Annotated in this window: 28 protein-coding genes; 11 read left to right on the top strand and 17 right to left on the bottom strand. The window is 63.8% G+C overall.

Annotated elements, in window-relative coordinates; genetic code table 11:
* On the top strand, positions 1-535 hold a 535-nt coding region (locus MAXJ12_RS08700), incomplete at its 5' end, for an amino acid ABC transporter permease (protein ID WP_008835450.1).
* On the top strand, positions 513-1,238 hold the full coding sequence (locus MAXJ12_RS08695) for an amino acid ABC transporter ATP-binding protein (RefSeq protein WP_008835449.1): 726 nt from the start codon (positions 513-515) through the stop codon (positions 1,236-1,238). The genes MAXJ12_RS08700 and MAXJ12_RS08695, both read left to right, overlap by 23 nt.
* 18 nt (positions 1,239-1,256) lie before the next feature.
* On the opposite strand, the gene blaOXA is transcribed toward MAXJ12_RS08695, so the two are convergent.
* Positions 1,257-2,066, bottom strand: a complete 810-nt coding sequence (gene blaOXA / locus MAXJ12_RS08690) for a class D beta-lactamase (RefSeq protein WP_008835448.1) — start codon at positions 2,064-2,066, stop codon at positions 1,257-1,259.
* A gap of 163 nt (positions 2,067-2,229) precedes the next feature.
* On the opposite strand from blaOXA, the gene MAXJ12_RS08685 reads away from it, so the two are divergent.
* The 4 genes from MAXJ12_RS08685 (at position 2,230) to MAXJ12_RS08670 (ending at position 4,146) form a co-directional block, all read left to right on the top strand.
* Positions 2,230-2,778: a rod-binding protein gene (locus MAXJ12_RS08685; protein WP_008835447.1), complete on the top strand. Its 549-nt coding sequence runs from the start codon at positions 2,230-2,232 to the stop codon at positions 2,776-2,778.
* Positions 2,779-2,791: 13 nt separating this feature from the next.
* Positions 2,792-3,208 carry a tellurite resistance TerB family protein gene (locus MAXJ12_RS08680; protein WP_008835446.1) on the top strand — a complete coding sequence of 139 codons (417 nt, stop codon included), beginning with the start codon at positions 2,792-2,794 and terminating at the stop codon, positions 3,206-3,208.
* On the top strand, positions 3,205-3,726 hold the full coding sequence (locus MAXJ12_RS08675) for a hypothetical protein (protein ID WP_040585480.1): 522 nt from the start codon (positions 3,205-3,207) through the stop codon (positions 3,724-3,726). The genes MAXJ12_RS08680 and MAXJ12_RS08675 overlap by 4 nt, the downstream gene beginning before the upstream one ends.
* Positions 3,727-3,864: 138 nt before the next feature.
* A complete protein-coding gene (locus MAXJ12_RS08670; protein WP_008835444.1) occupies positions 3,865-4,146 on the top strand; it encodes an SCP2 sterol-binding domain-containing protein in 282 nt (93 codons plus the stop codon).
* 43 nt (positions 4,147-4,189) lie between these two features.
* Here MAXJ12_RS08670 and MAXJ12_RS08665 read toward each other — a convergent pair whose 3' ends face one another.
* Together MAXJ12_RS08665 and odc2 are read right to left on the bottom strand one after the other, a co-directional pair.
* Positions 4,190-4,747 carry a GNAT family N-acetyltransferase gene (locus tag MAXJ12_RS08665; protein ID WP_008835443.1) on the bottom strand — a complete coding sequence of 186 codons (558 nt, stop codon included), beginning with the start codon at positions 4,745-4,747 and terminating at the stop codon, positions 4,190-4,192.
* A gap of 226 nt (positions 4,748-4,973) precedes the next feature.
* Complete coding sequence (gene odc2, locus MAXJ12_RS08660; RefSeq protein WP_008835442.1) at positions 4,974-6,107, bottom strand: ornithine/lysine decarboxylase; 1,134 nt, start codon at positions 6,105-6,107, stop codon at positions 4,974-4,976.
* 543 nt (positions 6,108-6,650) lie between these two features.
* Here odc2 and MAXJ12_RS38725 point away from each other — a divergent pair.
* The 4 genes from MAXJ12_RS38725 to MAXJ12_RS08640 all read left to right on the top strand — a co-directional run bounded on the left by MAXJ12_RS38725 (position 6,651) and on the right by MAXJ12_RS08640 (position 10,725).
* Positions 6,651-7,964: an amidase family protein gene (locus tag MAXJ12_RS38725; RefSeq protein ID WP_008835441.1), complete on the top strand. Its 1,314-nt coding sequence runs from the start codon at positions 6,651-6,653 to the stop codon at positions 7,962-7,964.
* 2 nt (positions 7,965-7,966) lie between these two features.
* Positions 7,967-8,866 carry a LysR family transcriptional regulator gene (locus tag MAXJ12_RS08650; RefSeq protein WP_008835440.1) on the top strand — a complete coding sequence of 300 codons (900 nt, stop codon included), beginning with the start codon at positions 7,967-7,969 and terminating at the stop codon, positions 8,864-8,866.
* Positions 8,867-8,942: 76 nt separating this feature from the next.
* Positions 8,943-9,608 (top strand): DUF1007 family protein, encoded by a 666-nt coding sequence (locus tag MAXJ12_RS08645; protein WP_008835439.1) that lies wholly within the window; start codon positions 8,943-8,945, stop codon positions 9,606-9,608.
* A gap of 4 nt (positions 9,609-9,612) precedes the next feature.
* Complete coding sequence (locus tag MAXJ12_RS08640; protein WP_008835438.1) at positions 9,613-10,725, top strand: nickel/cobalt transporter; 1,113 nt, start codon at positions 9,613-9,615, stop codon at positions 10,723-10,725.
* A 30-nt stretch (positions 10,726-10,755) separates the two neighbouring features.
* Here the strand turns inward: MAXJ12_RS08640 and denD are convergent, their stop codons facing one another.
* Genes denD through MAXJ12_RS08620 form a run of 4 tightly spaced genes read right to left on the bottom strand, consistent with a single transcriptional unit; the run spans position 10,756 to position 13,602 of the window.
* Complete coding sequence (denD, locus tag MAXJ12_RS08635) at positions 10,756-11,721, bottom strand: D-erythronate dehydrogenase (RefSeq protein WP_008835437.1); 966 nt, start codon at positions 11,719-11,721, stop codon at positions 10,756-10,758.
* Positions 11,722-11,931, bottom strand: a complete 210-nt coding sequence (locus tag MAXJ12_RS08630; RefSeq protein WP_008835436.1) for a hypothetical protein — start codon at positions 11,929-11,931, stop codon at positions 11,722-11,724. It abuts the gene before it with no gap.
* Positions 11,928-12,890 (bottom strand): cation diffusion facilitator family transporter, encoded by a 963-nt coding sequence (locus tag MAXJ12_RS08625; RefSeq protein WP_008835435.1) that lies wholly within the window; start codon positions 12,888-12,890, stop codon positions 11,928-11,930. The genes MAXJ12_RS08630 and MAXJ12_RS08625 overlap by 4 nt, the downstream gene beginning before the upstream one ends.
* 13 nt (positions 12,891-12,903) lie before the next feature.
* Positions 12,904-13,602 (bottom strand): GNAT family N-acetyltransferase, encoded by a 699-nt coding sequence (locus tag MAXJ12_RS08620; RefSeq protein WP_008835434.1) that lies wholly within the window; start codon positions 13,600-13,602, stop codon positions 12,904-12,906.
* A gap of 72 nt (positions 13,603-13,674) precedes the next feature.
* On the opposite strand from MAXJ12_RS08620, the gene MAXJ12_RS08615 reads away from it, so the two are divergent.
* Positions 13,675-14,874, top strand: coding sequence for a pyridoxal phosphate-dependent aminotransferase (locus tag MAXJ12_RS08615; protein WP_008835433.1), 1,200 nt, complete (start codon positions 13,675-13,677; stop codon positions 14,872-14,874).
* Between the two features lie 2 nt (positions 14,875-14,876).
* Here the strand turns inward: MAXJ12_RS08615 and MAXJ12_RS08610 are convergent, their stop codons facing one another.
* From MAXJ12_RS08610 to trhO, 10 genes are all read right to left on the bottom strand, one after another.
* On the bottom strand, positions 14,877-15,287 hold the full coding sequence (locus MAXJ12_RS08610) for a RidA family protein (protein ID WP_040585477.1): 411 nt from the start codon (positions 15,285-15,287) through the stop codon (positions 14,877-14,879).
* Positions 15,288-15,316: 29 nt separating this feature from the next.
* Positions 15,317-16,003 carry an ABC transporter ATP-binding protein gene (locus MAXJ12_RS08605; RefSeq protein WP_008835431.1) on the bottom strand — a complete coding sequence of 229 codons (687 nt, stop codon included), beginning with the start codon at positions 16,001-16,003 and terminating at the stop codon, positions 15,317-15,319.
* A complete protein-coding gene (locus MAXJ12_RS08600; protein WP_008835430.1) occupies positions 16,000-16,749 on the bottom strand; it encodes an ABC transporter ATP-binding protein in 750 nt (249 codons plus the stop codon). Before MAXJ12_RS08600 ends, MAXJ12_RS08605 begins: the two co-directional genes overlap by 4 nt.
* On the bottom strand, positions 16,742-17,722 hold the full coding sequence (locus MAXJ12_RS08595) for a branched-chain amino acid ABC transporter permease (protein WP_008835429.1): 981 nt from the start codon (positions 17,720-17,722) through the stop codon (positions 16,742-16,744). Before MAXJ12_RS08595 ends, MAXJ12_RS08600 begins: the two co-directional genes overlap by 8 nt.
* A gap of 8 nt (positions 17,723-17,730) precedes the next feature.
* The gene (locus MAXJ12_RS08590) at positions 17,731-18,651 is read right to left on the bottom strand and encodes a branched-chain amino acid ABC transporter permease (protein ID WP_008835428.1); all 921 of its coding nucleotides are present in this window, start codon (positions 18,649-18,651) and stop codon (positions 17,731-17,733) included.
* A 184-nt stretch (positions 18,652-18,835) separates the two neighbouring features.
* Entirely contained in the window at positions 18,836-19,975 is a 1,140-nt protein-coding gene (locus MAXJ12_RS08585) for an ABC transporter substrate-binding protein (RefSeq protein WP_008835427.1), read from the bottom strand.
* 37 nt (positions 19,976-20,012) lie between these two features.
* On the bottom strand, positions 20,013-20,858 hold the full coding sequence (kynA, locus tag MAXJ12_RS08580) for a tryptophan 2,3-dioxygenase (RefSeq protein WP_040585474.1): 846 nt from the start codon (positions 20,856-20,858) through the stop codon (positions 20,013-20,015).
* Positions 20,859-21,016: 158 nt separating this feature from the next.
* On the bottom strand, positions 21,017-21,772 hold the full coding sequence (locus MAXJ12_RS08575; protein ID WP_008835425.1) for an SDR family oxidoreductase: 756 nt from the start codon (positions 21,770-21,772) through the stop codon (positions 21,017-21,019).
* A gap of 176 nt (positions 21,773-21,948) precedes the next feature.
* Positions 21,949-22,683 carry a tellurite resistance TerB family protein gene (locus MAXJ12_RS08570; RefSeq protein WP_008835424.1) on the bottom strand — a complete coding sequence of 245 codons (735 nt, stop codon included), beginning with the start codon at positions 22,681-22,683 and terminating at the stop codon, positions 21,949-21,951.
* A gap of 109 nt (positions 22,684-22,792) precedes the next feature.
* Positions 22,793-23,719: an oxygen-dependent tRNA uridine(34) hydroxylase TrhO gene (gene trhO / locus MAXJ12_RS08565; RefSeq protein ID WP_040585476.1), complete on the bottom strand. Its 927-nt coding sequence runs from the start codon at positions 23,717-23,719 to the stop codon at positions 22,793-22,795.
* Positions 23,720-23,919 lie beyond the last annotated feature (200 nt).

Genomic DNA, 23,919 nt, shown 5'->3' with positions numbered 1-23,919 from the left:
GATCGGCGGCAGCCGCGTCGCCCGCCTGTTCGCCAAGGGCTATATCGAGCTGTTCCAGGGCACGCCGCTCTTGATGCAGCTTTTTCTCGCCTTCTTCGGCCTCGGCCTGTTCGGCATCGACGTGCCCCCCTGGCTCGCCGCCGGCGTGGCGTTGGTACTTTGGACCGCGGCCTTTCTCGCCGAAATCTGGCGCGGCTGCGTGGAATCGATCGCCAAGGGTCAGTGGGAGGCATCGTCCTCGCTCGGCATGGGCTATGTCCAGCAGATGCGCTGGGTGATCCTGCCGCAGGCGCTCAAGGTGGCCGTGCCGCCGACCGTCGGCTTCTCCGTCCAGGTCGTGAAGGGCACCGCGCTCACCTCGATCATCGGCTTCGTCGAACTCTCCAAGGCCGGCTCCGTGGTCACCAACGCCACCTTCCAGCCTTTCATTGTCTACGGTCTCGTCGCCCTGATCTATTTCGCGCTGTGCTGGCCGCTGTCCAAGTCGAGCCAGATGCTGGAAAGGAAGCTGAATGTCGCTCATCGCCATCACTGAGGTGAAGAAGCGCTTCGGCGACAACGAGGTGCTGAAGGGCATCTCTATCGATGTCGAGCCGGGCGAGGTCATCGCCATCATCGGCAGGTCGGGTTCCGGCAAGTCGACCTTGCTCCGCTGCATCAACGGGCTGGAGACTATCGACGACGGCTCGATCGTCGTCGCCGGCGCGCAGCTTCTGCCCGACGAGATCCATCTGAAGGCGCTGCGCCTCAAGGTCGGCATGATCTTCCAGCAGTTCAACCTGTTTCCGCATCTTACCGCAGGCGGCAACGTTATGCTGTCGCAGATGGTGGTGAAGAAGACGCCGAAGCCCGAGGCCGAGGCCATGGCGAGGAAGATGCTCGATCGCGTTGGGCTCGCACACAAGTTCGACGCCTTTCCCGAGCAACTCTCCGGCGGTCAGCAGCAGCGTGTGGCGATCGCTCGCGCGCTGGCCATGCAGCCGATCGCGCTTCTGTGCGACGAGATCACCTCGGCGCTCGACCCCGAACTCGTCGCCGAGGTGCTGGCCGTGGTCAAGCAACTCGCCGCCGACGGCATGACGCTGCTGATGGTCACCCACGAGATGCGCTTCGCCCGCGACGTCTGTTCGCGTGTCGTCTTCATGCATCAGGGCCGCGTCCACGAGATCGGCCAGCCGGAGGAGGTCTTTACCGCGCCAAAGACGCCGGAACTGCGCCAGTTCATCGGCGCGCAGTGACTTTTCAGCAGATTGCGGCTACCGCAACAGGGAATCCGCAAGCGCAGGCAATTCCTTCAGAAAGGATTCGCGAACGCGATTTCCTCCGCCGCCAGACCCCTTCTCGTCCTTCTGTTCAAGCCGAGCGAAGACGATCGTGCGGTCGCCTTTCGATGCCCATCCGACAAACCAACCATAGGCACGCGCGCGATCGAAGCTGCCATCGGCCTTCCTGGGAAAGGCCGAGCCGGTCTTGCCTTGAACATTCAAGCCATTGGGCAGCGATGTCATCTCGACGGATTCGTAGACTTTGTCGAAGACGTCCGGTGCGACCGGCAGGGTCCGATTGACGAGTTTTCGAAGAAAAATCACCTGCTCCTCGGGTGAGATCTTCAACGAGGAAGAAATCCAGGCGCGATCCAGGCCATTGTTTTTGCCCGGATCGCCCGTGAAGTCGGCATTGCCGAATCCGAACTCCGACGCGTAGCGCTCAAGGCGCTTTTCACCAAGCTCATGCGCGAGCACTTGGGAAAACCACACGACCGAGTATTTCAACCACCTTGCGGGGTCGGTCGGTTGCCTCCATACATCGCCACGCCAATCGACGTAGCCTTCCTTGAATGGCAGCGTCGGCGAATGCGCATCCTTTAGAAAGCCCGAGTCGAAACCCATTGCCGCAAAGGCGATCTTGGTTGTCGAAGCAGGCGTCACGCGGGTTTTGCAATCACCTGTTTCCAGGAGAACCTTCCGATCGGCCGCATCCGCAACGATCGTGCAGATCGTTTTCGCGTGAACCGGGTTGGACATCGCCAATGTGAGGACAAACAGGATAGCCAAAGCGAGCTTCATCGAAATCGTTACTCTTTTACTAGACAACCAAGCATCCATTGAAGTCGCCTGACTTAACAAACTGTAAACGACAGGGGTTCAAAGGCGCCGCCTCCCTCGCAAGCCTGCCACAAGCTTGTTGAGCCATCCTGCGGGTCAGGAAGCCAATAAAAAAGGTCGGTTCGTGGCGATTTCTCCACCCAGCGACATCGTTCTGGACGTGGCGCGTGCCGTAGAGCCCGCCGGCCTCGAGGCTGCGCGTGCGCAACTGGCGCTGCGCGGCGGCGCGGTCGGTGGAGCGGCGGCGGCTTTTTCGCTCGGTGACATGCGCAGTTCATCCGCGCCGGAGGCGGAGCGCGGCAAGTCTCCGGACACGTTCAAGCGCTTCGAGGCGATGGTGCTCGAAACCTTCATCCAGAACATGCTGCCGAAGAACGCCGAAAACGTCTACGGCAAGGGCGTCGCCGGCGACATGTGGAAATCCATGCTGGCGGGAAAGCTGGCCGACGCCATGGCCGAGCGCGGCGGCATCGGCATTTCTGACCGCATCCTCGGCGATCACTATGTCGAGGACGAAAAGACGCTACCGGTCGGCCCTGTTTCGGGCGGGCCGGACCACGCCGAGACCGACCAGCAGGCGATGCTGTCGACGGCGCTGGTGCAGGAAATGCAGCGCAATGTTGCTCGCTCCCTTTTTGAAGACCGGGCGGACCCCACCGAAACGAAATCCTGAACCGGAACCAACGATGTCGGATTATACGCAATTCGTTCAGAACCTGCCGGCCCGCGCTCCTGCGCCGGAGCCTGCCCCCGCCCGGCCGGGAAATTTTTCCGCGCTCATCGGGCGCATCGAGGAGGCTGTCGAGGAGGAGACGGTGGCGATCCGCACCGATCTCGGCTTCGACATTAAATCGTCGAACGCCCGCAAGAGCCGCTATCTCTACGAACTCACCCGCGCCATGAAGGGCGTCGGCGAAAGCGATTTCCTGGCCGAGCACCGTGACGGCATCAAGCGGCTGCGCGAAAAGCTTGCAACCAATGAGGCCGCCATCCGCGCGCATCTGAACGCGGTCAGCGAAGTCGCCAATTTGATGCAGAACGCCATCCAGCGCTCGGAAGCGGACGGCACCTACTCGGCCGGCGAGTTCGGGTGGGCGCGTTGATAAAATTCATCGCCGCAGCCATCTGGATCTGCGTCGTCACCATCGGCGCGGTCGTCTATTCGTTCCAGACATCCGGCGCCAATGCGGAAGCCAAGGGCCCGGCTTTGTTCGGCGGCCTCGATTACGTCAAGACCGATGTGATCTCGGTCCCGATACTCCGGAATTCCAGGATCGACGGCTATTTCCTCGCCCGTCTGGTCTATGTGGTGGACCCCGCGAAGCTCAAGCTGCTTACGGTCCCGGTCGAGGCGATCCTGGTCGACGAGGTTTATTCCTACCTCTATTCCAATCCGCAGCTCGATTTCTCGGCCAACGAGACGCTGGATCTCGAGCTATTCCGGGCCGGCATTCGCGACGCCATCAATGCCCGCGTTCAGGAAGCGCTGATCGACGACATACTGGTCGAGCAAATTGATTTCCTGTCCAAGGACGATATCCGCGACAATTCGGTGCGACGGCGGACCAAGGCTATCGAGGCGGAGAACAAAGCCGCCGGATTGCCCGCCCCTGCCCACTGACCTTCGGCTTGCGTTGACGTAAACGTAAATCAAACGCTATAGGGAGGCGATTGCCGGTCGCGTTGGCTTGTGCCGCGCGTGTCCCTGGCGCACAACCGGAACAGGCGCGTGGCGCGCATCGCAAACAAGGAGTAGATCATGGGCGTTCAGGAAATTGCCGACACGATGAAGGCGCGTGTCGAAGCCTCGGGCTTCGACCGCTCGGTCAAGTTCGACACCGGCTCGGACGGAGTGATCGTCATCGACGGCGCCTCGATCTCGACGACTGACGCGCCGACCGACTGCACTATCAAGCTGGCGCTCGAAGATCTGGAATCTCTGGTTTCCGGCGATCTGAACCCGACCTCGGCCTTCATGACCGGGAAGATCAAGGTCGAAGGCGATATGTCGGTCGCAATGGCGCTCAGCCAGTTGCTGTAATCTGGCTTTCGGGAGAACCGGTCCAGCCGGTTCTCCAATACGCTCAGGCGGCGAGCAGCGTCCGGCCGGCTTTGAGCTTCCGGCCCGCGGCCCGCAAGGTCCCGACCGCCCCGTCAAGCGCCCCTTCGCAAAGTTCGAGCGCCAGGAAGCGATGCTGCTCATACGGTCCGGGCATGGCGAGCTTGCCGGTCTTTTCGGCCGAAAAGCCGAACCGCCCGTAATAGGGCTCGTCGCCGACCAGCAGAACGGCGCGGTGGCCGAGCCGCCGTGCCTCGGCGATCGCGTGCCGCACCAGCCCCGAGCCGATGCCGGCGCTTTTCTGCGACGGGCAGACTGCTAGCGGGCCGAGCAGCAGGGCCGCTCCACCGCTCTCTCCCATCGCCACGTCCCACAGTCTGACCGTGCCGACAACCGTTCCCGCCGCATCGCGCGCGACGAAGGCCAGCCCTTCCGACGGGCGGCGGCCGCGGCGCAGCTTTTCCGACGACTTCTTCCGCCGCTTCAGGCCCATGGCGCGGTCGAGCAGCGCCTCGCGCGCGGGGATGTCGGCGGAGGTTTCGGCGTGAACGGCAAAGGAAAGGGCAGTCCCCTCATCCGACACGCCGCGCGAGCCAGTTTCTTCCCGGTGGGAAAAGGAGGGCGCAGGCGTCGCCACCGAACCCATGTCCCGCGTGGGGAGATGGTGGGGTGAACCGGATGAGGGGAGTTCCGAGTAGATGGTTGCGGAGGCGTTCATTTTCAATCCTTCACGAGCAGAACTGTTCCACAGGCGAACCGGTCGCCGGCAAGAGAGCCGGCAACCAGGCGATCCGACGGGCGCTAGCCCGTCAGATCACGTAGGATCGGAGAGGCTCGAAGCCGTTGAAGGCGACCGAGGCGTAGGTCGTGGTGTAGGCGCCGGTACCCTCGATCAGCACCTCGTCGCCGATGGTCAGCGAGAGCGGCAGCGGATACGGCGTCTTCTCGTACATCACATCGGCCGAATCGCAGGTCGGGCCGGCGAGCACGCAAGGCGCCGTCTCGCCGCCGTCATGCGCCGTCACGATCGGGTAGCGGATCGCCTCGTCCATCGTCTCGGCCAGGCCACCGAACTTGCCGATGTCGAGGAACACCCAGCGCACATTGTCGTTGTCGGCCTTTTTCGAGATCAGCACGACTTCCGACTTGATGACGCCGGCATTCCCCACCATGCCGCGGCCCGGCTCGATGATGGTTTCCGGGATGTTGTTGCCAAAGTGCTTGCGCAGCGCGCCGAAAATGGCTTCGCCATAGGCGCGCGCCACCGGCACGTCCTTCAGATAACGGGTCGGGAAACCGCCGCCCATATTGACCATCTTGAGCACGATGCCTTCGGCAGCGAGCGTCGCAAACACCTGCTTGGCGTCGCCCAGCGCGCGGTCCCAGGCCGACAGATCCGTCTGCTGCGAGCCGACGTGGAACGACACGCCATAGGCGTCGAGGCCGAGCGCCTTCGCATGGCGCAGCACGTCCACCGCCATCGCCGGCGCGCAGCCGAACTTGCGGGACAGCGGCCACTCGGCGCCTTCGCCGTCGGTCAGCACGCGGCAGAACACGCGCGCGCCCGGGGCGACGCGGGCGATCTTCTCGACCTCCTCGACGCAGTCCACGGCGAACAGCCGGATGCCCAGCTCATAGGCGCGCAGGATGTCGCGCTCCTTCTTGATGGTGTTGCCGAAGGAGATGCGGTCCGCTGGAGCCCCCGCGTCCATGGCCATCTCGACCTCGGCAACCGACGCGGTGTCGAAGGACGAGCCCATCGAGACAAGCAGGCGCAGGATCTCCGGCGCCGGGTTTGCCTTCACCGCGTAGTAGATTTTCGAATCGGGAAGCGCCTTCTCGAAGGCGCGGAAATTGTCGCTGATGACGTCGAGGTCGACGACGAGGCACGGGCCGTTCGGACGTCGGGTGGCTAGAAAGTCGAGGATGCGCTGCGTGGCCATAAGTCTCTCCAATCGCGCCTTCCGGCGCGTGCAAGGGCTGCGGGGACGCGGGCCATCAGCCACGCGAACACGCTGGTCAAACAAAGGCGGGACGGAAATTCATGGAACCAGCCGGTGGAGACCCCGGACCCATGAAGCGCCGTCTCGCGGCGGTGAACCTTGGCCTTGCCCGGCCTTGGTTCGCTTTGTCTGCCTTGGCTTGGATTGGGAGACCCGTTCCGCACTGCCGGCAATGAAGGTGTGCCTCTTCAGTAACCCCGGTCTTTGGACAACCGGAAGAGAACCAGAAAGGCCCGCACCGTCGTTGCTTCAAGGTGTCCTCGGTTTGGCGGTTGGCCGCTGAACCGACTGGAGGGGTTAGCTCCAGTTACCTTACCGATATCCCTCGCCATTCGAGGATCGGCGGACACCCACAGGCACGTGCGACTTTGGGCAAGCGCGATATATGAAACGTGTCCGTCACAATCAATAAAAAACGTGTTCCCGCTTGAAAAAATCGCGTGGTCGAACAATGCTGAACGGATTGTCTCCCCACGGTGAACGATGTCCCTCCAGCGCGATCCCCTCAACGCCTTCCTCGATTTGCCGCAAGCGTCTGTTCCGCATGCAAAATCCGGTCCCTTGGCGGGATTGCGGCTGGCGGTGAAGGATATTTTCGACGTCGCCGGCTACAAAACCGGCTGCGGCAATCCGCAAAGGTATGAGGACGCAGCGCCGGCGGAAAAAACCGCGCCCGCCGTGCAGGTGATTCTCGATGCCGGCGCGGAGTTCGTCGGCAAGACGCAGACCGACGAACTCGCCTTCTCGCTGATGGGGCAGAACGCGCATTTTCCTCATCCGGTGAATCCGTCCGCGCCCGATCGCGTCACCGGCGGCTCATCCTCGGGCTCGGCGGCCGCGGTTGCCGGCGGCCTCGCCGACATCGCGACAGGCTCCGACACGGGCGGGTCGATCCGCGCGCCGGCGAGCTTTTGCGGGCTGATCGGCCTGCGCACCACACATGGCCGCATATCGCTTGACGGCACGATGCCGCTTGCCCCCAGCCTCGACACGTTCGGCTGGTTTGCGCGGGACATCGGGACGTACGAGAAAGTGGCGGCGGTGGTATTGGGCGCAGCGCCAATAAGTGACGCTGGCGCTGCCCCTCACCCTCTCCCCGTGAAGGACGGGGAGAGGGGGGCGCCGACGTTGGTGACTCCCTCTCCCCGTCCTTCACGGGGAGAGGGTAAGGGTGAGGGGCAATTTACGGTGCTCACCAATCCGCTCCGCCTCGCCGCTCTCGACTCTCTCGTCCTCGGCCCCATCGAAGCCGCCGAATACCGCCGCATGACAGCCATCGTCGCAGCCGTCATCGGCGAGCCGGCGACCGCCCCTGCCCTCTCCCACTCCATCGACGACCTCTACTGGTGCTTTCGCAAGCTGCAGGCCTATGAAGCCTGGGCGGCTCATGGCGACTGGATTTTGCAAAGGGATCGTGGTCTCGGCCCCGGCGTAAGGGAGCGCTTCGAATTCGGCTCGACGCTCGACAGCGAAGTCGCCGCCGCCGAGACGCAGCGGCGAAACGCTTTTCGCGCCGAATTGGCCGCGCTGCTCGGCCAAGACGGTGTTCTCGTCCTCCCGACGGTCCCCAGCGCAGCGCCCCTGAAAGATTCGCCTGCCGAGGACCTGCAGGCCTATCGCGAACGCGCGCTGAGGCTGCTCTGCCTTTCCGGCCTGTCCGGTTTTCCGCAGATCACGCTTCCGATCGGCGAGGTGCATGGCGCGCCGTTCGGGATTTCCCTGCTCGGGCCGGCGGGAAGCGACCTTGCGCTGATCAAGCTTGGCCGGCGCGTGCTCGAAGCTGCAGGAAAGGCCTGAGCATGGACACGCTGACCCGCATGCGCGCCTTCATCGACGTCGTCGAGGCGGAAGGCTTTTCGGCCGCCGGCCGCAAGATCGGCCGCTCCAAGGCGCTGCTGTCGAAATATGTCCGCGAACTGGAAGACGAACTCGGCGCGCTGCTGCTCAACCGCACCACCCGCCAGTTCTCGCTGACCGAGGCCGGCCATACCTATTACAAACGCGCTTCCGAGATCGTCCGCGAAATCGACAATCTGGCCGACGTGGTGCGCGAATCGTCGGGCGATGTGCGCGGCCGCATAAAGCTCTCGGCGCCGCGCACCTTCGCCGATGCGCCGATCGGCCAGTCGCTCATCGATTTCGCCAAGGAGCATCCGGACATCGTGCTGGAGATCAATCTCGACGACCGTTTCGTTGACCTTGTTGAGGAAGGCTTCGACTTGGCGGTCCGCATCACGCGGCTGGAAAGTTCCTCGCTGATCGCACGACGGCTGGCGCCCTTTTCCGTGTGCCTATGCGCTTCGCCCGAACTGATCGAAAAGCATGGCGAGCCGAAACGCCCGCAGGACCTGGCCAACCTGCCCTGCATCATCGACACCAATGGCCGCTGGCTGTCGAACTGGCCTTTCCTGGGCGACGGCAACGAGGCGATCAGCGTCTCGGTTTCCGGCCCGATCGAGGTCAACAGCCCGATGGCGGCGCGCGCGGCCGCGGTCGCGGGGCTCGGCTTCTGCATCCTGCCCGATTTCATCGCTGAGCCCGATATCGCCGACGGCAAGCTGGTCGCCATGCTCGGCGACCGGATCCTGCCCGGCGGCGGCATCTTCGCCGTCTATCCGCACCGGCGCTATCTCCCCGCAAAGGTCCGCGTCTTCGTCGATTTCCTGGTTCAGTGGTTCAAGACTCGGAACCGCGGTTGAGATTGGGTCCGCGCCGGTCCCAATTTCGCCGGGTTTGTGATAACTCTCCGTGGCTCTATCTTCACAGGAACCGGCAATGCATCTGACAAAGCGAGCAGCGATTCTGGCTTCGGCGCTTGCCATGGTTCTCGGCTCTTCAGCGCCCGTCCGCGTCCACCCGCATGTCTTCGCCGAAGCGCGGCTGGACGTGATGCTGAACCCTGACAAGACCGTCAAGTCGCTTCGCCATCTCTGGCGCTTCGACGACCTGTTCTCCTCGACCGTGCTGATGGAGTTCGACAAGAACGCCGACCTTAAGCTCGACGACGCCGAGCTGCAGGACGTTTCCAACACGGTCTATGCGTCGCTTGCCGAATACGACTACTTCCAGCTCGTCACCGCCGACGGCAAGGACGTATCGATGAAGCCGCCGCCGACGCTGATCGCCAATTACGAGGCAGACCAGCTCATCATCCTTTTCGAATCCGAGCCGAAAGAGCCGCTCAAGCTAACCGGCAAGGTCGATTTCGGCGTCTACGATCCGACCTTCTATACGGCGATCGACTTCGTCGAGGACGAGAACATGGCGGTGAACGATCTGCCTTCGACCTGCAAGCGCAGCGTCATCCGCCCCGACCCTGACGAGGCGATCGCTCAGAACCAGAGTAATCTCACGGACGCGTTCTTCAACGACCCTTCCGGCACCGATCTCAGCAAGATCTTTGCCACAAGGCTCGAACTCGACTGCCAGGCTGAAGGATGATCTCGTGAACAAGACCGCGACCCGCATCGTTTTCGCACTCCTCGTTCTGACCTATGTGCTGACCCATTTCCTCGGCCATGCCCACGCGCAAAGTTCGCTCGGCATCGGCGCCAACGAAGCGGTCGCGCCCTCCACCGGCCTGTTCGCCGGCTGGATGAACTGGATCAACGTCCAGCAGCAGGGTTTTTACCGCTCGCTGACCGGCGCGCTGAAGGGAATGCGCGAGGACGGCGGCCAGGTCTGGCTGCTCGTCGGCCTATCCTTCGCCTACGGCATCTTCCACGCCGCCGGCCCCGGCCACGGCAAGGCGGTGATTTCGTCCTACATGCTGGCCAACGAGGTGGCGCTCAGGCGCGGCATCATGCTGTCCTTCGTATCCGCATTCCTGCAGGCGCTGACCGCAATCGTGGTGATGGCGCTGGTGTTTCTGGTGTTGCGCGGCACCGCGGTTTCTATGACCGACGCGACATGGTTCCTCGAGGTCGCCAGCTACGCGCTGATCACGCTCTTCGGTGCCTGGCTCCTGTGGCGCAAGGCAGGGCCGCGGATCGCCGGCCTGTTCGGCGGCAATCCAGTGCGCAGCCTTTCGGCGGCCCATGCGCATTCGCATGCTGGGCACGATCATCACGTCCACGATGACAATTGTCCGCACGACCATGCGCATCACGACCATGGTCACGCTCATTCCCACGCCGCCCATTCCCACGACCACGCCGCGCATTCCCATGCGGCAGGCGAGGTTTGCGCCACCTGCGGCCATTCTCATGCGCCCGACCCGGCGATGATCTCCGGCGACCGCTTCAACTGGAAGACCGCCTGGTCGGCCGTCGCCGCTGTCGGCCTCCGCCCCTGCTCGGGCGCGCTGATCGTGCTCTCCTTCGCCTTCCTGAACGGGCTTTGGGCTGGGGGGGTGCTGTCGGTGTTCGCGATGGCGCTCGGCACGGCAATCACTGTCTCCGTCCTCGCCACTATCGCGGTCACAGCCAAGAACTGGGCGGTCGCCATTGCCGGCGACGGCCGCGCAGGAAACCGCGTCCACGCCACGATCGAGATCGCAGGCGCGGCCATGGTGTTCCTGCTCGGCCTTGCCCTGCTCGGCGCCAGCCTCAATGCGTAGCGCGGCTGCCTCCTGAGGAAGGAGAAAAGATCAGCCGCCCAGCTCGTCCTCGATGTGCGCGCGGATGATCTCGTCGAAGCTCTGCTCGGCGGTAAAGCCGAGTTCGCGCGCCCGTCTTGCCTCGAAGCGCGTCGGCCAGTTCTGGACGATCGCCCAGGTCGCTGCATCCGGCACTTCGCGGATGAGCTTGGTCACCGCGCTTCCGGCCACGCGCTCCAGCGCTTCGATCTGCTCGCCGACCGTCACGCCGACGCCCGGCATGGTGAGGTTGCGGCGCGGGCCGACCAGCGCGCCGTCGATGCCGGCCGCGCGGATCAGGAACCCGACCGCCGAGCGCGGGCTGGCGTGTGTGTGCACCACCGAGCGCGGCACCGGCAGCACGGCCTCCTGGCCGTGCAGCGGCTCGCGGATGATGCTGGAAAAGAAGCCGGAGGCGGCCTTGTTGGGTTTGCCGGGGCGCACGCAGATGGTCGGCAGCCGGATGCCGACGCCGTCGAAAAAGCCGCGCCGCGTATAGTCGGAGAGCAGCGCCTCGGCCATCAGCTTCTGCGTCCCGTAGGAGGTCATCGGCGTCGGGTGGAACTCGTCGGGGATGACTTCCGGGAATGGCGCGCCGAAGACGGCGATCGACGAAGTGAAGACCACGCGCGGCTTGTAGTTGGCCAGCCGGATGGCGTCGAACAAAGTGCGTGATCCGTCCAGATTGACCCGGTAGCCGAGATCGAAATTCGTCTCCGCCTCGCCCGAAACAACGCCGGCCAGATGGAAGATCATGTCCGGCCGATCGGCGATCAACGCTTCCGAAGCGCCCGCTGCGGCGAGGTCGCCGGTGAAGGCGCGGACGGAAATCCCGTCCGCCTGCGGTGTTTCCGGCGCAACGATGTCGTGAAGGTCGATCGCCGCGATCGTCCTCCCTGCGAGCTGCCGGTCCTGCAAAAGCCGCGCCACGAGCTTGCGCCCGACCATGCCGGCCGCTCCGGTAATCAATATGCGCATTCAGTCACCTTTTCCTTGCTGGCTGCGTCCGCGCAGCCAGAACACCATGAAGAAAGCGGCGACGAACAGGATCGCCACTACTCCCGCCGCGATAGTCGACACTTCCCCGACCGCCAGCATGATCACCGGCAGGTAGAACGCCGTCAGGCCGAAGGCGAGCATGATGATTGCCGCAGCGACCAGCGTATTGCGGTTCTTGCGATCCATCATCGCGCGGCCGTCCGGCCATGGTGGTGCTCGTGCCCATCATGTTCGTGATGATCGTCGGCGCAGTGGCCGTATTCCGGTTCGACTGTTGCGTGGCTGATGCCGTGACTGCCGGCGAGGCGCTGCTTGATGGCGCTGACCGTCGCATGCGCATCCGTCCCTTCGTCGAGGCAGGCATGCAGCGTCGCCATGTTCTTTGCGCCGTCGAGCGACCAGACATGCATGTGATGGATTTCGCGGACGCCCGCGACATGCGCCGCGATATCCCTGGCGATGCCGTCGCGGTCGAGGCTGGCCGGGACGCCTTCGAGGAGCAGATGCCCGGCCTCGCGCACCAGCGACCATGCGCTCCGGAACAGGATCAGCGCAATCAAAACCGACAGGATGGGGTCGATCGTGTACCAGCCCGTCATGAGAATGACGAGCGCGGCCACCAGTGCCGCCACCGAGCCGAGCAGGTCGCCGACGACATGCAATATCGCGCCGCGCATGTTGAGGCTTTCGCGATCACCGCCATGCAGCACGAAGAAAGCTGCGATGTTGACCGCCAGCCCGATCAGCGCGACCACCAGCATCGGGCCGCCTAGCACCGGCGAAGGCTCGTTCAGCCGCTGCCAGGCCTCATAGACAATCCATAGCGCGATGACGAAGACGGTCAGCCCATTTGTATAGGCGACGAGCGTCTTCACCCGGTCGAAACCATAGGTCATGCGCGCGGTCGCCGCGCGGGTGGCGAGGTGGAAGGCGTACCAGGCCAACACCAGCGACACCGAATCGGTCAGCATGTGGCCGGCGTCGGCGAGCAGCGCCAGGGAACCGGTCAGCACGCCGCCGATCGCTTCGGCGACCATGAAGCCGGCCGTCAGTATGGCGGCGATCAGCACACGCGACTTGTTCGCATCGTGCGCGTGAGCGCCGGCGTGACTGTGGCCGTCATGGCCGTGATCGTGATTGCCGCTCATCTATTTCCGTCTGCTATGCGACCGCTTCGGCGCGAAGCTCTTCGAGCCGCCGCTTCTGCCGGCCTTCGCTGTCGAAATTAGCCGGATCGAGCCATTCCTGATAGGCGCGTTTCAGCGCAGGCCATTCCTTGTCGATGACAGAATACCACGCCGTGTCGCGGTTCTGTCCTTTCACGACCAGGTTCTGCCGGAAAACGCCTTCGAACTGGAAGCCGAAACGCTCAGCCGCCCGCTTCGACGGCTCGTTGGCATTGTTGCATTTCCATTCGTAGCGCCGATAGCCGAGATCGTCGAATGCGTATTTCATGAACAGGAACTGCGCCTCGGTGGCCGCTGGTTTGCGCGAGACAAGCGGCCCCCAATAGATGTTGCCGATCTCGATCACGCCATGCGCCGGTTCGATGCGCATCAGCGTCTGCCGCCCGGCGACCTTGCGGCTGGCCTTGTCGATGACGGCGAAGAACAGCGGGTCTTCGCTCGCGGCCGCCTTTTCCAGCCAGGGCTGGAAGGCGGCGCGGCTTTCCGGCGGATAGTCGAACAGCCAGCGGAAGCGGTCCGCCACATCCACCACCGACGACGCTTCATAAAGACCGTCGCCATGCCTGGCCACGTCGAGCGGCTCGAGCCGGACATAGCGGCCCTCCAGCACCACCCGCTCGGGTCGCGGCCGCGGCTTCCAGTTCTTGAGATCGTCCGACAAAAGCTGCTCCATTCGGTTGACATTCCCTGCGCCGGACGCTCACAAAAGCCCATTCGCGGCATAAGCACCAGATGGATGTGAAACATGCTCCAAACGATTGCGGCCTTCGACCGTCTCGGCGAGGAAAATGCCTTCGCCGTGTTGGCGCGGGCGACGGCGCTGGCGCAACAGGGCCGCGACATCATCAATCTCGGCATTGGCCAGCCGGATTTCCGCACGCCGGAGCATATCGTCGAGGCGGCGATCAAGGCCCTGCGCGACGGCCATCACGGCTACACGCCGGCCAACGGGTTGCTTGCGACGCGCGAAGCCGTGGTACGCCGCACCCTGGCGATGACCGGCATCGAGGTCTCCCCGGATTCGGTGATGATCCTGCCGGGCGGCAAGCCTACAATGTTTGCGGCGATCATGATGTTCGGCGAACCGGGCGCCGACATTCTCTATCCGGACCCCGGATTTCCGATCTATCGCTCGATGATCGAATTCACCGGCGCTCAGCCTATTCCCGTACCGATGCGCGAGGCCAACGGTTTTGCATTCTCGGCCGAGGAGACGCTGGCTTTGATCACCCCGAGGACGCGGCTCCTGATCCTCAACTCGCCAGCCAACCCGACCGGCGGCGTGACGCCGCGGGCCGAGATCGAGAAGCTGGTCGCGGGGCTCGCCGCGCACCCGAACGTCGCCATCCTCTCCGACGAAATCTACGACGTCATGACCTATGACGGTGAGCAGCACTGCTCGCTGCTGCAATTTCCGGAAATCCGCGACCGTCTAATCGTGCTCAATGGCTGGTCGAAGACATGGGCGATGACCGGCTGGCGCATGGGATGGTCGATCTGGCCGAACTCGCGCGAGAGCGGCCATCTCTACGACAAGGTGCGCAAGCTAGCGGTGAATTGCTGGTCCTGCGTCAACGCGCCGAGTCAGTATGCCGGCATCGCGGCGATCGATGGGCCGCAGGACGAGGTGGAAAAGATGATGCGCGCCTTCGACCGGCGGCGAAAGGTTGTCGTCGAAGGGCTGAACCACCTGCCTGGCGTCTCGTGCATCACGCCAAAGGGCGCGTTCTATGCCTTTCCGAACATCTCGGCGACCGGCTGGAAGGCCAAGAAGCTCGCCTCGGCGCTGCTCGAGGAAGCCGGCGTGGCGCTGATCGGCGGGCCGGATTTCGGCGTGCTCGGCGAAGGTTATGTCCGTCTGTCCTACGCGAATTCGGAAGAGAACATTCTGCGCGCGCTGGACAGGATGGCCGATTTCCTGAAGGCGCGGCCAGCAGCAGCGTAGGGCTATTTGGGCAGAACCGCCGTCGCTTCGATCTCGACCTTGGCGGCGTCTTCCATCAGCGCCACCACCTGCACCATTGCCATCGCCGGATAATGCTTGCCCATAACCGAGCGGTAAGCCTCGCCGATCTCGCGCAGATTGGCGAGGTATTCCGTCTTGCTGGTCACGTACCAGGTCATCTTGACGATGTGCTCGGGCCGCCCGCCGGCCTCCGCGACGATGTCGACGATGTTCTGCAGGGTCTGCCGCGTCTGTCCGGCGAGATCGTGCGCCTCGAACACCTGGTCGCCGGTCCAGCCGATCTGGCCGCCGAGATAGACGGTTCGGCCTTCCGCGACAACGCCATTGGCATAGCCCTTGGCGGCCTTCCAATTGGCCGGGTGGAGCACCTGGTGGACGGGGTCGGCGGTCATCGAATTCTCCAACGTCAGCATGCGGCGTCTCATACGCCGAGATAGCGGTCCTGCAGTTCCGGCGTAAGCTCGTCCGGCTTGCCGGAAAACACGGTCCTGCCCTTTTCCAGCACGAAGCAGCGGTCGGCGACGGGCAGGAGCTCGGCGAGCGTCTTGTCGACCACCAGGATCGACTGACCATCCGCCTTCAGCCGCCGGATCGCCGCCCAGATGTCCTGCCGGATGACGGGCGCCAGGCCTTCGGTGGCTTCGTCGAGGATGAGCAGTTGCGGATTGGTCATCAGAGCGCGGCCGATCGCCAGCATCTGCTGCTCGCCTCCGGAAAGCGAATGCGCATATTGATCCTGCCGTTCCTCCAGCCGCGGGAAAAGCGAGTTTATGCGTGTCAGCGTCCACGGTCCCTGCCGGGCAGCGGCTACCAGATTCTCGCGCACTGTCAGGTTGGGAAAGCAGCGCCGCCCCTCCGGCACAAGTCCAATGCCGAGCCGCGCGATCCGATAGGACTGCATGCCGGCTATGTCCCTGCCGATGAAGCGCACCCCGCCCCCGCGCGGGCGGATGAGCCCGAGAACCGAATTGATCGCCGTCGTCTTGCCCATGCCGTTGCGCCCCATCAGCGCCACGACCTCGCTCTGGCCGACCGAGAAGTCGACGCCGAACAGCGCCTGCGAGGCGCCGTAGAAGCTTTCCAACCCGCTGACCTGAAGCAACGTCACGGCTGCTCTCCGAGATAGGCGCGGCGCACTTCGGCGTCGCCGCGGATTTCGTCGACCGTGCCGGTGGCGATGATGCGGCCATAGACCAGCACCGAGATGCGGTCGGCGAGCGCGAAGACAGCGTCCATGTCGTGCTCGACCAGCAGGATCGGCGCTTCGTGCCTCAGTCCATCGAGAAAGCCGGTCAGCGCCCGGGAGCCTTCAGGGCCCATGCCGGCCATCGGTTCGTCGAGCAGGAACGCCTTCGGCCCGAGCGCAAGCGCGATCGCGATCTCCAACTGCCGGCGCTCGCCGTGCGAAAGCTCGGCCGCCGGCACATTGGCGCGGGATGCCAAGCCCGTGCGCTCCAGCATGGCCATTGCCGGTTCCGTCAGGCTCAGGTCCCTCATCACCGGGCGGAAAAAGCGGAAGCTCGATCCCTGCCGCGACTGGACCGCAAGCATGACATTGCGCAGCGCCGAAAATTCCGGCGCCAGCGAGGAAATCTGGAAGCTGCGGCCGAGACCGCGGCGGGCGCGAGCGGCGACGCCCAGCGCACCAATGTCCTCGCCCAGGAAAATGATCTCGCCGCTGTCCGGCGTGATGCCGCCGGCGATCTGGTGGATCAGCGTCGTTTTGCCCGCCCCATTAGGCCCGATCAGCGCGTGAATCTCGCCCGGCCGCAGATCGAGGCTGACGCCGTCGGTCGCCTTCAGCGCGCCGAAGGATTTTCTGAGGTCGCGGATCGACAGGACCGGCTCAGCCATGGCGAGCCTTTCCGGCGAGCACGCCAATCAGCCCGCCGCGCGCGAACAGCACGACGCCGAGCAGGATCAGGCCAAGGAAGAACTGCCAGCGCTCGGTCAACCCGCCGAGCACGAATTCGAACAGCACGAACAGCATCGCGCCGGCCACGGGTCCGAACAGGCGCCCCGTGCCGCCGAGGATGATCAGCACGATCAGTTCGCCCGACATCTGCCAGGACAGCATGGACGGGCTGACGAAGCGGTTCAAATCGGCCAGCAGCGCGCCCGCGAGCCCGGTGATTGCCGCCGAGATGGTGAAGGCCGCGAGCCGAATGCGGAACGGCGCGATGCCGACGGCGGCGAGGCGCGTCTCGTTCTGCCGCCCAGCCTGCAGCGCCGCGCCGAAGCGCGAGTCACGTACCAGTGCAAACAGCGCCAGCGCCGCCAGGAGCAGGACGTAGGAGACCAGAAAGAATGTCAGCGGAACGGCGGTGTTCACACCGGGAAAGCTGTTGCGGACAACAATCGAAAGCCCGTCCTCGCCACCATAGGCCGGCCAGGAGATCGCGAAATAGTAGATCATCTGCGCGAAGGCGAGCGTGATCATGATGAAATAGACGCCGGCGGTGCGGAGGCTGATCGCGCCGATCGGCAGCGCCACCAGCGCGGAGATCAGCATTGCCGCCAGCCAGAGCGTTGGCATCTGGTCGCTGCCGAAAAATTCAAACGGCCAGGAAAACATCGGCGTCTGGTTGAAGGCGTGGCTGGAAAGAATGCCGGCGACATAGCCGCCAATGCCGAAGAACGCGGCGTGGCCGAAGGAGACCAGACCGCCGAGACCGAGCGCGAAATTCAGGCCTACGGCGGCGAGCGCCAATATCGCCATGCGGGTCGCGAGCGTGATGTAGAACAGTTCCCCCAGCGCCAGCGCCGCCAGGGGCATGGCGAGCAGCAGCGCTGCCAACAGCAGGTTGATCGCCCGTTCGCGGCTCATCCGGCTGCTCATGCTGTTGCCGGGAACAGGCCCTTGGGCCTGAACGCCAGGATGAGCGCCATGACGATGTAGATCAGCATCGAGGCGAGCGCCGCACCCGTCGTCGCGCCGTCGGCGGGACCGAGAAAGACGGTGAAAAGCTTGGGCAGCAGGAAGCGGCCGAGCGTGTCGGTCAGGCCGACCAGCACCGCGCCGACCAACGCCCCTTTGATCGAGCCGATACCGCCGATGACGATGACGACGAAGGCAAGGATCAGCACGGGCTCGCCCATGCCGACCTGCACGGATTGCAATGCGCCGACCAAAGCGCCGGCGAGGCCGGCGAGCGCTGCGCCGAGTGCGAAAACCATCGTGTAGAGTGTGCCGATATCGACGCCGAGCGCCGCGATCATCTCGCGGTCCGATTCGCCGGCGCGGATGCGCATGCCGAGCCGGGTCCGGGAAATCAGATAGTAGAGCCCGACAGCCACAAGCACACCGATGCCGATAATCGCCAGCCGGTAGAGCTGGTAATGCGCGCCGCCCGGAAGCGCGACCGCTCCGGCAAGCACGGGCGGAATATCGAGATAGAGCGGAAACGAGCCGAACAGCCAGCGCGTCGCTTCCGAGAATATGAGGATGAGCGCGAATGTGGCGAGCACCTGGTCGAGATGGTCGCGGTCGTAGAGCCGCCTTATGACTGCCACCTCGACGAGCGTGCCGGCCGCGGCCGCGGCCGCCAGGCTCGCCGCCAACCCGATCCAGAACGACCCGGTCGCCGCCGCCACCGCCGCGCAGGCAAAAGCGCCGATCATGTAGAACGAGCCGTGCGCGAGGTTGATCAGCCCCATCACGCCGAAGATCAGCGTCAGCCCCGCCGCCATCAGGAACAGCATAACGCCGAACTGAAGTCCGTTGAGGAGTTGCTCGATGATGAGGGCGGTGGACAAGGGCTTGGAGTGTCCTGTTCAGCTTCTCGCTGGGAGATTCAGCAATGCCGATTCCGCCCCTCACCTGCCTGCCGGCACTCTCCTCTCCCCGTGAACAACCGGGAGAGGAGAGAAGCGGCTACGTTGACACCCCCTCTCCCCGTTCTTCACGGGGAGAGGGTAAGGGTGAGGGGCAGCGCCGGCCTTACATCTTGCACTGCTCGGCGTAGGCATCGCCGTGATCAGTAAAAGCCGTGCCGACGATCTTGTTGGTCAGGACGTCGCCTTCCTTGACCACTTCGCGGACGTAGAGGTCCTGGATCGGGTGGTTGTTGGTGTTGAACTTGAACTTGCCCCGCACGGAGTCGAACTGTGCTTCCTTCAGCGCGGCGCGGAACGCGTCGGCATCCTTCACGCTCGCCTTTTTCGATGCCGAGACGATCAGGTTCGCCGTGTCGTAGGCCTGCGCCGCATAGACCGAAGGCAGGCGGTTGTATTCCTTCTGGAATGCCTCGACGAAGGTCTTGTTGGCCTCGTTGTCCAGATCCTTCGACCATGAGGCCGAGTTCTTCGCGCCGATAGCCGCGTCGCCGATCGCGCCCAGCACATCCTGGCTGAACGAGAAGCCCGGTCCCATCAGCGGGATGCCGACGCCCGACTGTGCATACTGCTTGACGAAGGCGATGCCCATGCCGCCCGGCAGGAAGAAGAACACCGAGTCGGCGCCCGAAGCGCGGATCTGCGCGATTTCGGCGGCATAGTCGGTCTGGCCGAGCTTGGTGTAAACCTCCCCAACCAGTTCGCCCTTGTAGTAGCGCTTGAAGCCGTTCAGCGAATCCGTGCCCGCCGGATAGTTCGGCGCGAGGATGAACATCTTCTTGATGCCCTCGTTCTGGGCGTAGTTGCCCATCGCCTCGTGGAAATTGTCGTTCTGGTAGGCGACGTTGAAATAATTCTCATGGCACTTGGCGCCGGCCAGCGGCGAAGGGCCGGCATTGGGCGACAGGTAGAATTTGCCCTGCGCGACCGCGTTCGGCACCACGGCCATGGCGAGGTTCGACCAGATGATGCCGGTCAGCAGATCGACCTGGTCGGACTGGATCATCTTGTCGGCGATCTGCACCGCCAGTTCCGGCTTCATCGCGTCGTCCTCGGTCACCACCTCGATCTCGGTGTCGCCCGCCAGCTTGAGCGCCAGCATGAAGCCGTCGCGCGCATCGACGCCGAGGCCTGCCCCGCCGCCCGACAGCGTCGTGATCATGCCGACCTTGACCGGCTCGGCATAGGCGAGGCCGGATGTTGCGAGTGAAAGGCCAAGGAGGCCGGCAGCAAAAATCTTTCTCATTCTCTTCTCCCGTTTAATGTTCTTATGTTCCCAAGCTTTACAGCTCCGTGCGAACTTTCCAGAGTTCCGGAAACAGTTCAACCTCAAGCATCTTGCGCAGGTATGAAACGCCCGACGTTCCGCCCGTTCCGCGCTTCAGGCCGATGATGCGCTCGACCGTGGTGACGTGGTTGAAGCGCCAGCGGCGGAAATAGTCTTCGAAATCGACGAGTTTCTCCGCCAGTTCGTAGAGCATCCAATGCTTTTCGGGCGCGAGATAGACCTCGCGCCAGGCAGCTAGCACAGCGTCGTTCGGTGTGCGCGTAGCGCGCCAGTCGGTGCGGGTTGCGTCGGCTCCAACATCGAACCCCTGGCGTGAAAGCAGAAGCAGCGCTTCATCGTAGAGGCTCGGCTCGGCGAGAATTTGCTCGAGTTCGGCGACCACCTCCGGCCTGTGCGCATGCGGCTTGAGCATGGCGTCGTTGCGGTTGCCGGCCAGGAATTCGATCGCCCGGTACTGGTAGGACTGGAAACCCGACGACTGGCCGAGCGAGCCGCGGAACTGGGTGTATTCGGACGGCGTCATGGTCCGGAGCACGTCCCACGCGCCCGTCAGCTGCTCGAATATCCGCGCCACGCGCGACAGCATCTTGAACGCGGGCTGCAGCCGGTCCTCATGGATCGCCTTGGAAGCCGAGCGGATCTCGTGGATGGCGAGCTTCATCCACAGTTCGGAAGTCTGGTGCTGGATGATGAAGAGCAATTCGTCATGCGCGCCGGACAGCGGCGACTGCGCGTTGAGGATCTTTTCGAGGTGCAGATAGTCGCCATAGGACATGCGCCCGCGAAATTCCATCTGGGCGCCTTCGGGGGCGGCGGGATGGGGGGTGCCTGTCTGCGTCATGCGGCGTGTCCCAAATCAGCGGCGCGCGGCCGCCTCGCGTCAGTCATTGCCTCAGAATTGCAGAACGATCATAAAGTTTCAAGCATGAAATTTTATGATTAAAATATCTTGCCGAATGCCGGCCGCCCGCAAGCCGGCATCACCTGAATATCGACACGCTACCCGCGGCCGACATACGGCATCTTGGTCGCCATCACCGTCATGAACAGCACGTTTGCGTCGAGCGGCAGGCTGGCCATGTGCACGACCGCGTCGGCGACACGCTGGACGTCCATGACCGGTTCCGGAGCCATCGTGCCGTTTGCCTGCGGCACTCCGACCGTCATCGGCCGGGCCATGTCGGTCAGCGCATTGCCGATGTCGATCTGGCCGCAGGCTATATCGAACGGCCTGCCGTCGAGCGCCAAGGTCTTGGTGAGGCCGGTGATAGCGTGCTTGGTCGCCGTATAGGGAACCGAGCCGGGACGCGGCGCATAGGCCGAGACCGAGCCGTTGTTGATGATGCGCCCGCCCATCGGCTGCTGCCGGCGCATCGCACCGAACGCCGCGCGGGCGCAGAGGAACGAGCCGGTCAGATTGACGCCGACGACATCATTCCAGACCTCGACCGGGATTTCGTCGATGGTCGTCGACTTGTAGCCCATGCCGGCGTTGTTGAAGAGCAGGTCGACGCGGCCGAACGTTTCCACGACGGTGGCGAAAAGACGGTCGACCTGGTCGGGAACGGAGATGTCGCAGGCGACCGCGAGCGCCTTGGCCTCAGCGGCGCCGGCCTCGGCGACCGCGGCGTCCAGCACGTCCTTGCGCCGGCCGCAGAAAACCGTGTTCCAGCCATTCTTAAGAAGCGCCGTCGCTACCGATTTGCCTATGCCGGTGCCGGCGCCGGTGACGATCGCAGTCTTGCCGTTCTGCATGCGAGAATCCTCCCTGAAGAGAAGCATGGCATCGCAGATGAAGGATAATGTGGCAACCGACAAAAAGGGCGGTCATTGGCGACCGCCCCGATCTGGATCGAGCTTGGGAGGAGGATGAGCCGATCCGACTGATTAAAATGATGCGCTTATCCGGTTAACGAAAAGTTAACGCCGAATCATGCGCCCCAGATGGTCCCGGTCGCTGGCTTGGCAGGCGTTTCGCTTGCCGCTGTAACGGTGGCTTCGACGTGGTCGACCAAGGCATCCGGCAGCTTCAGGCGTCCGGCCAGCATGTCGAGATAGCCGCGCTCGGCCCGCGATTCCGGGTCGATCGCCAGGCGCGATGCCGTATAGATCTCGACCTTCTGGGCGTCCGTCTTGGCGGCTTCCACCAGCGCGTCGAGGTCGAGCGGCGCTTCGATTTCGGCAAGCAGGAATTCTTCCGCCTCGCCGCCTATGCCCGACAGGCTGAGCTTGTCGGCGATCTTCTTGCGCTCATCCTCGTCGATATGGCCATCGGACTTCGCAGCGGCGATCATGGCGCGGACGAGTGTCAGGGCGAATTCCTGCTCGCCCTGCGGCGCCTGCGAAGGATGGAAGCTCGTATCCTCGGGCGGCGGCAGCAGTTCGGGTTCGGCCGAGGCATCCGCCGGCTGCTTGCCCTTCTGGTAGTTCTGGTAGGCCTTGTAGGCGAGCCCGCCGATTGCCGCGAGGCCGCCGAGCTTGAGCGCCGATCCCGTCACCGCCCGGCCAGCGCCGGTTCCAAGCAGCACCGCCACCAGCGCGCCGGCGGCCAGCGGATTGTCCTTGGCCATCTGCGTCGCCCTGCCGGCGTGGTCGCGGACGGTGGATTCCGTACCCGGAACTTTCGAGCCGAGCAGATCGTCGAGCAGCTTCTTGGGATCGAACATCAAAGGCCTCCAGCAATGATTTCCGGCGCATGTCCGGGCCGGTTTCCGGTGCGGCGGAAGTAGGCAGCAGAACGCGACATTACAATGACGAGCCGCGTGGCGCGACCGGTCAGCTCCCGATGTGGCGGAGGCCGCGCTTCTCCGCCATTTCCACCTGGCGCTGGCGCTCGGCGTAGCGGGCGCGGTCCTCGTCGGAACGCTGGTCGTGACAATGCGGACAGGAGACGCCGGCGCTGAATTTCGGCGACAGGCGTTCCTCGGCGGTCAGCGGATGGCGGCAGGCGCGGCAAAGCTCCGATTGCCCCACTTCCAATCCATGCGAAACCGACACCCGTTCGTCGAAGACGAAGCACTCGCCCTGCCACAGGCTCTCTTCCGCCGGCACCTCTTCCAGATATTTCAGGATGCCGCCCTTGAGGTGAAAAACCTCTTCGAGGCCGAGGGATTTCACATAGGCGGTGGCCTTCTCGCAGCGTATGCCGCCGGTGCAGAACATCGCGACCTTGCGGCCTTCGAGTTGGTCGCGGTGGCTTGCAACCCATTGAGGAAACTCACGAAAACTCTTCGTCCGAGGATCGACCGCGCCCTGGAACGTTCCGATCGACACCTCGTAATCGTTGCGCGTGTCGATGACGATCGTCTCTGGATCGGCGATCAGCGCGTTCCAGTCAGACGGCGCGACATAGGCCCCTGCCCCATGCTTCGGGTCGATGCCCTCGACGCCCATGGTGACGATTTCGCGCTTCAGCCGAACCTTCATGCGGTGGAATGGCATTTCGGCGGCGACGCTGTATTTCACCTCAAGACCGGTGAGTTCCGGCATCGCCTCCAGCCAGGCGATGAGTTCGGAAATCGCCTGTTCGCGGCCGGCCACGGTGCCGTTGATGCCTTCCGCGGCAAGCAGCAGCGTGCCCTTGATGCCGCGGCTACAGCAGAAGGCGGCGAGTGGCGCGCGCAGTTCCTCGAACCGCTCGAGCCGGCAGAACCGGTAGAGGGCAGCGACGCGAAAGCCTGGATTTGCGGGCGAAGTGTCCATGGTGCGGGGATAAATCTCCGATGCGGGAAATTCAAGGCACGGTTTTATCCGTATGAAATCAGCGACTTGGCTCCGGCGCGCGAGCGCAATGCCGCGGATTTTGTTCACTTTCGCCTGGGCGGGGCGAAAATCACGCGGATTGAAGCCAAAAAGGAAGGATACACCGCGCATGTTCACCCACGAAACCAGACGCGAAATCG

Origin of the sequence: Mesorhizobium alhagi CCNWXJ12-2, assembly GCF_000236565.1 — a bacterium.
Classification (GTDB): Bacteria; Pseudomonadota; Alphaproteobacteria; order Rhizobiales; family Rhizobiaceae; genus Allomesorhizobium; species Allomesorhizobium alhagi.
Note: the sequence above shows the minus strand (reverse complement) of the source record. Positions and strands in the feature narration are given on the sequence as shown.

What these genes read in the sequence shown, in the direction of transcription:
- kynA (WP_040585474.1), bottom strand. Translation starts at nt 20,858, where the DNA reads ATGACGCAGACAGGCACCCCCCATCCCGCCGCCCCCGAAGGCGCCCAG.
- MAXJ12_RS08670 (WP_008835444.1), top strand. Translation starts at nt 3,865, where the DNA reads ATGGGCGTTCAGGAAATTGCCGACACGATGAAGGCGCGTGTCGAAGCC.
- MAXJ12_RS08570 (WP_008835424.1), bottom strand. Translation starts at nt 22,683, where the DNA reads ATGTTCGATCCCAAGAAGCTGCTCGACGATCTGCTCGGCTCGAAAGTT.
- MAXJ12_RS08585 (WP_008835427.1), bottom strand. Translation starts at nt 19,975, where the DNA reads ATGAGAAAGATTTTTGCTGCCGGCCTCCTTGGCCTTTCACTCGCAACA.
- MAXJ12_RS08620 (WP_008835434.1), bottom strand. Translation starts at nt 13,602, where the DNA reads ATGGAGCAGCTTTTGTCGGACGATCTCAAGAACTGGAAGCCGCGGCCG.
- MAXJ12_RS08600 (WP_008835430.1), bottom strand. Translation starts at nt 16,749, where the DNA reads ATGGCTGAGCCGGTCCTGTCGATCCGCGACCTCAGAAAATCCTTCGGC.
- MAXJ12_RS08645 (WP_008835439.1), top strand. Translation starts at nt 8,943, where the DNA reads ATGCATCTGACAAAGCGAGCAGCGATTCTGGCTTCGGCGCTTGCCATG.
- MAXJ12_RS08625 (WP_008835435.1), bottom strand. Translation starts at nt 12,890, where the DNA reads ATGAGCGGCAATCACGATCACGGCCATGACGGCCACAGTCACGCCGGC.
- MAXJ12_RS38725 (WP_008835441.1), top strand. Translation starts at nt 6,651, where the DNA reads ATGTCCCTCCAGCGCGATCCCCTCAACGCCTTCCTCGATTTGCCGCAA.
- blaOXA (WP_008835448.1), bottom strand. Translation starts at nt 2,066, where the DNA reads ATGAAGCTCGCTTTGGCTATCCTGTTTGTCCTCACATTGGCGATGTCC.
- MAXJ12_RS08650 (WP_008835440.1), top strand. Translation starts at nt 7,967, where the DNA reads ATGGACACGCTGACCCGCATGCGCGCCTTCATCGACGTCGTCGAGGCG.
- MAXJ12_RS08680 (WP_008835446.1), top strand. Translation starts at nt 2,792, where the DNA reads ATGTCGGATTATACGCAATTCGTTCAGAACCTGCCGGCCCGCGCTCCT.
- MAXJ12_RS08695 (WP_008835449.1), top strand. Translation starts at nt 513, where the DNA reads ATGTCGCTCATCGCCATCACTGAGGTGAAGAAGCGCTTCGGCGACAAC.
- MAXJ12_RS08575 (WP_008835425.1), bottom strand. Translation starts at nt 21,772, where the DNA reads ATGCAGAACGGCAAGACTGCGATCGTCACCGGCGCCGGCACCGGCATA.
- denD (WP_008835437.1), bottom strand. Translation starts at nt 11,721, where the DNA reads ATGCGCATATTGATTACCGGAGCGGCCGGCATGGTCGGGCGCAAGCTC.
- MAXJ12_RS08630 (WP_008835436.1), bottom strand. Translation starts at nt 11,931, where the DNA reads ATGATGGATCGCAAGAACCGCAATACGCTGGTCGCTGCGGCAATCATC.
- MAXJ12_RS08615 (WP_008835433.1), top strand. Translation starts at nt 13,675, where the DNA reads ATGCTCCAAACGATTGCGGCCTTCGACCGTCTCGGCGAGGAAAATGCC.
- MAXJ12_RS08595 (WP_008835429.1), bottom strand. Translation starts at nt 17,722, where the DNA reads ATGAGCCGCGAACGGGCGATCAACCTGCTGTTGGCAGCGCTGCTGCTC.
- trhO (WP_040585476.1), bottom strand. Translation starts at nt 23,719, where the DNA reads ATGGACACTTCGCCCGCAAATCCAGGCTTTCGCGTCGCTGCCCTCTAC.
- odc2 (WP_008835442.1), bottom strand. Translation starts at nt 6,107, where the DNA reads ATGGCCACGCAGCGCATCCTCGACTTTCTAGCCACCCGACGTCCGAAC.
- MAXJ12_RS08610 (WP_040585477.1), bottom strand. Translation starts at nt 15,287, where the DNA reads ATGACCGCCGACCCCGTCCACCAGGTGCTCCACCCGGCCAATTGGAAG.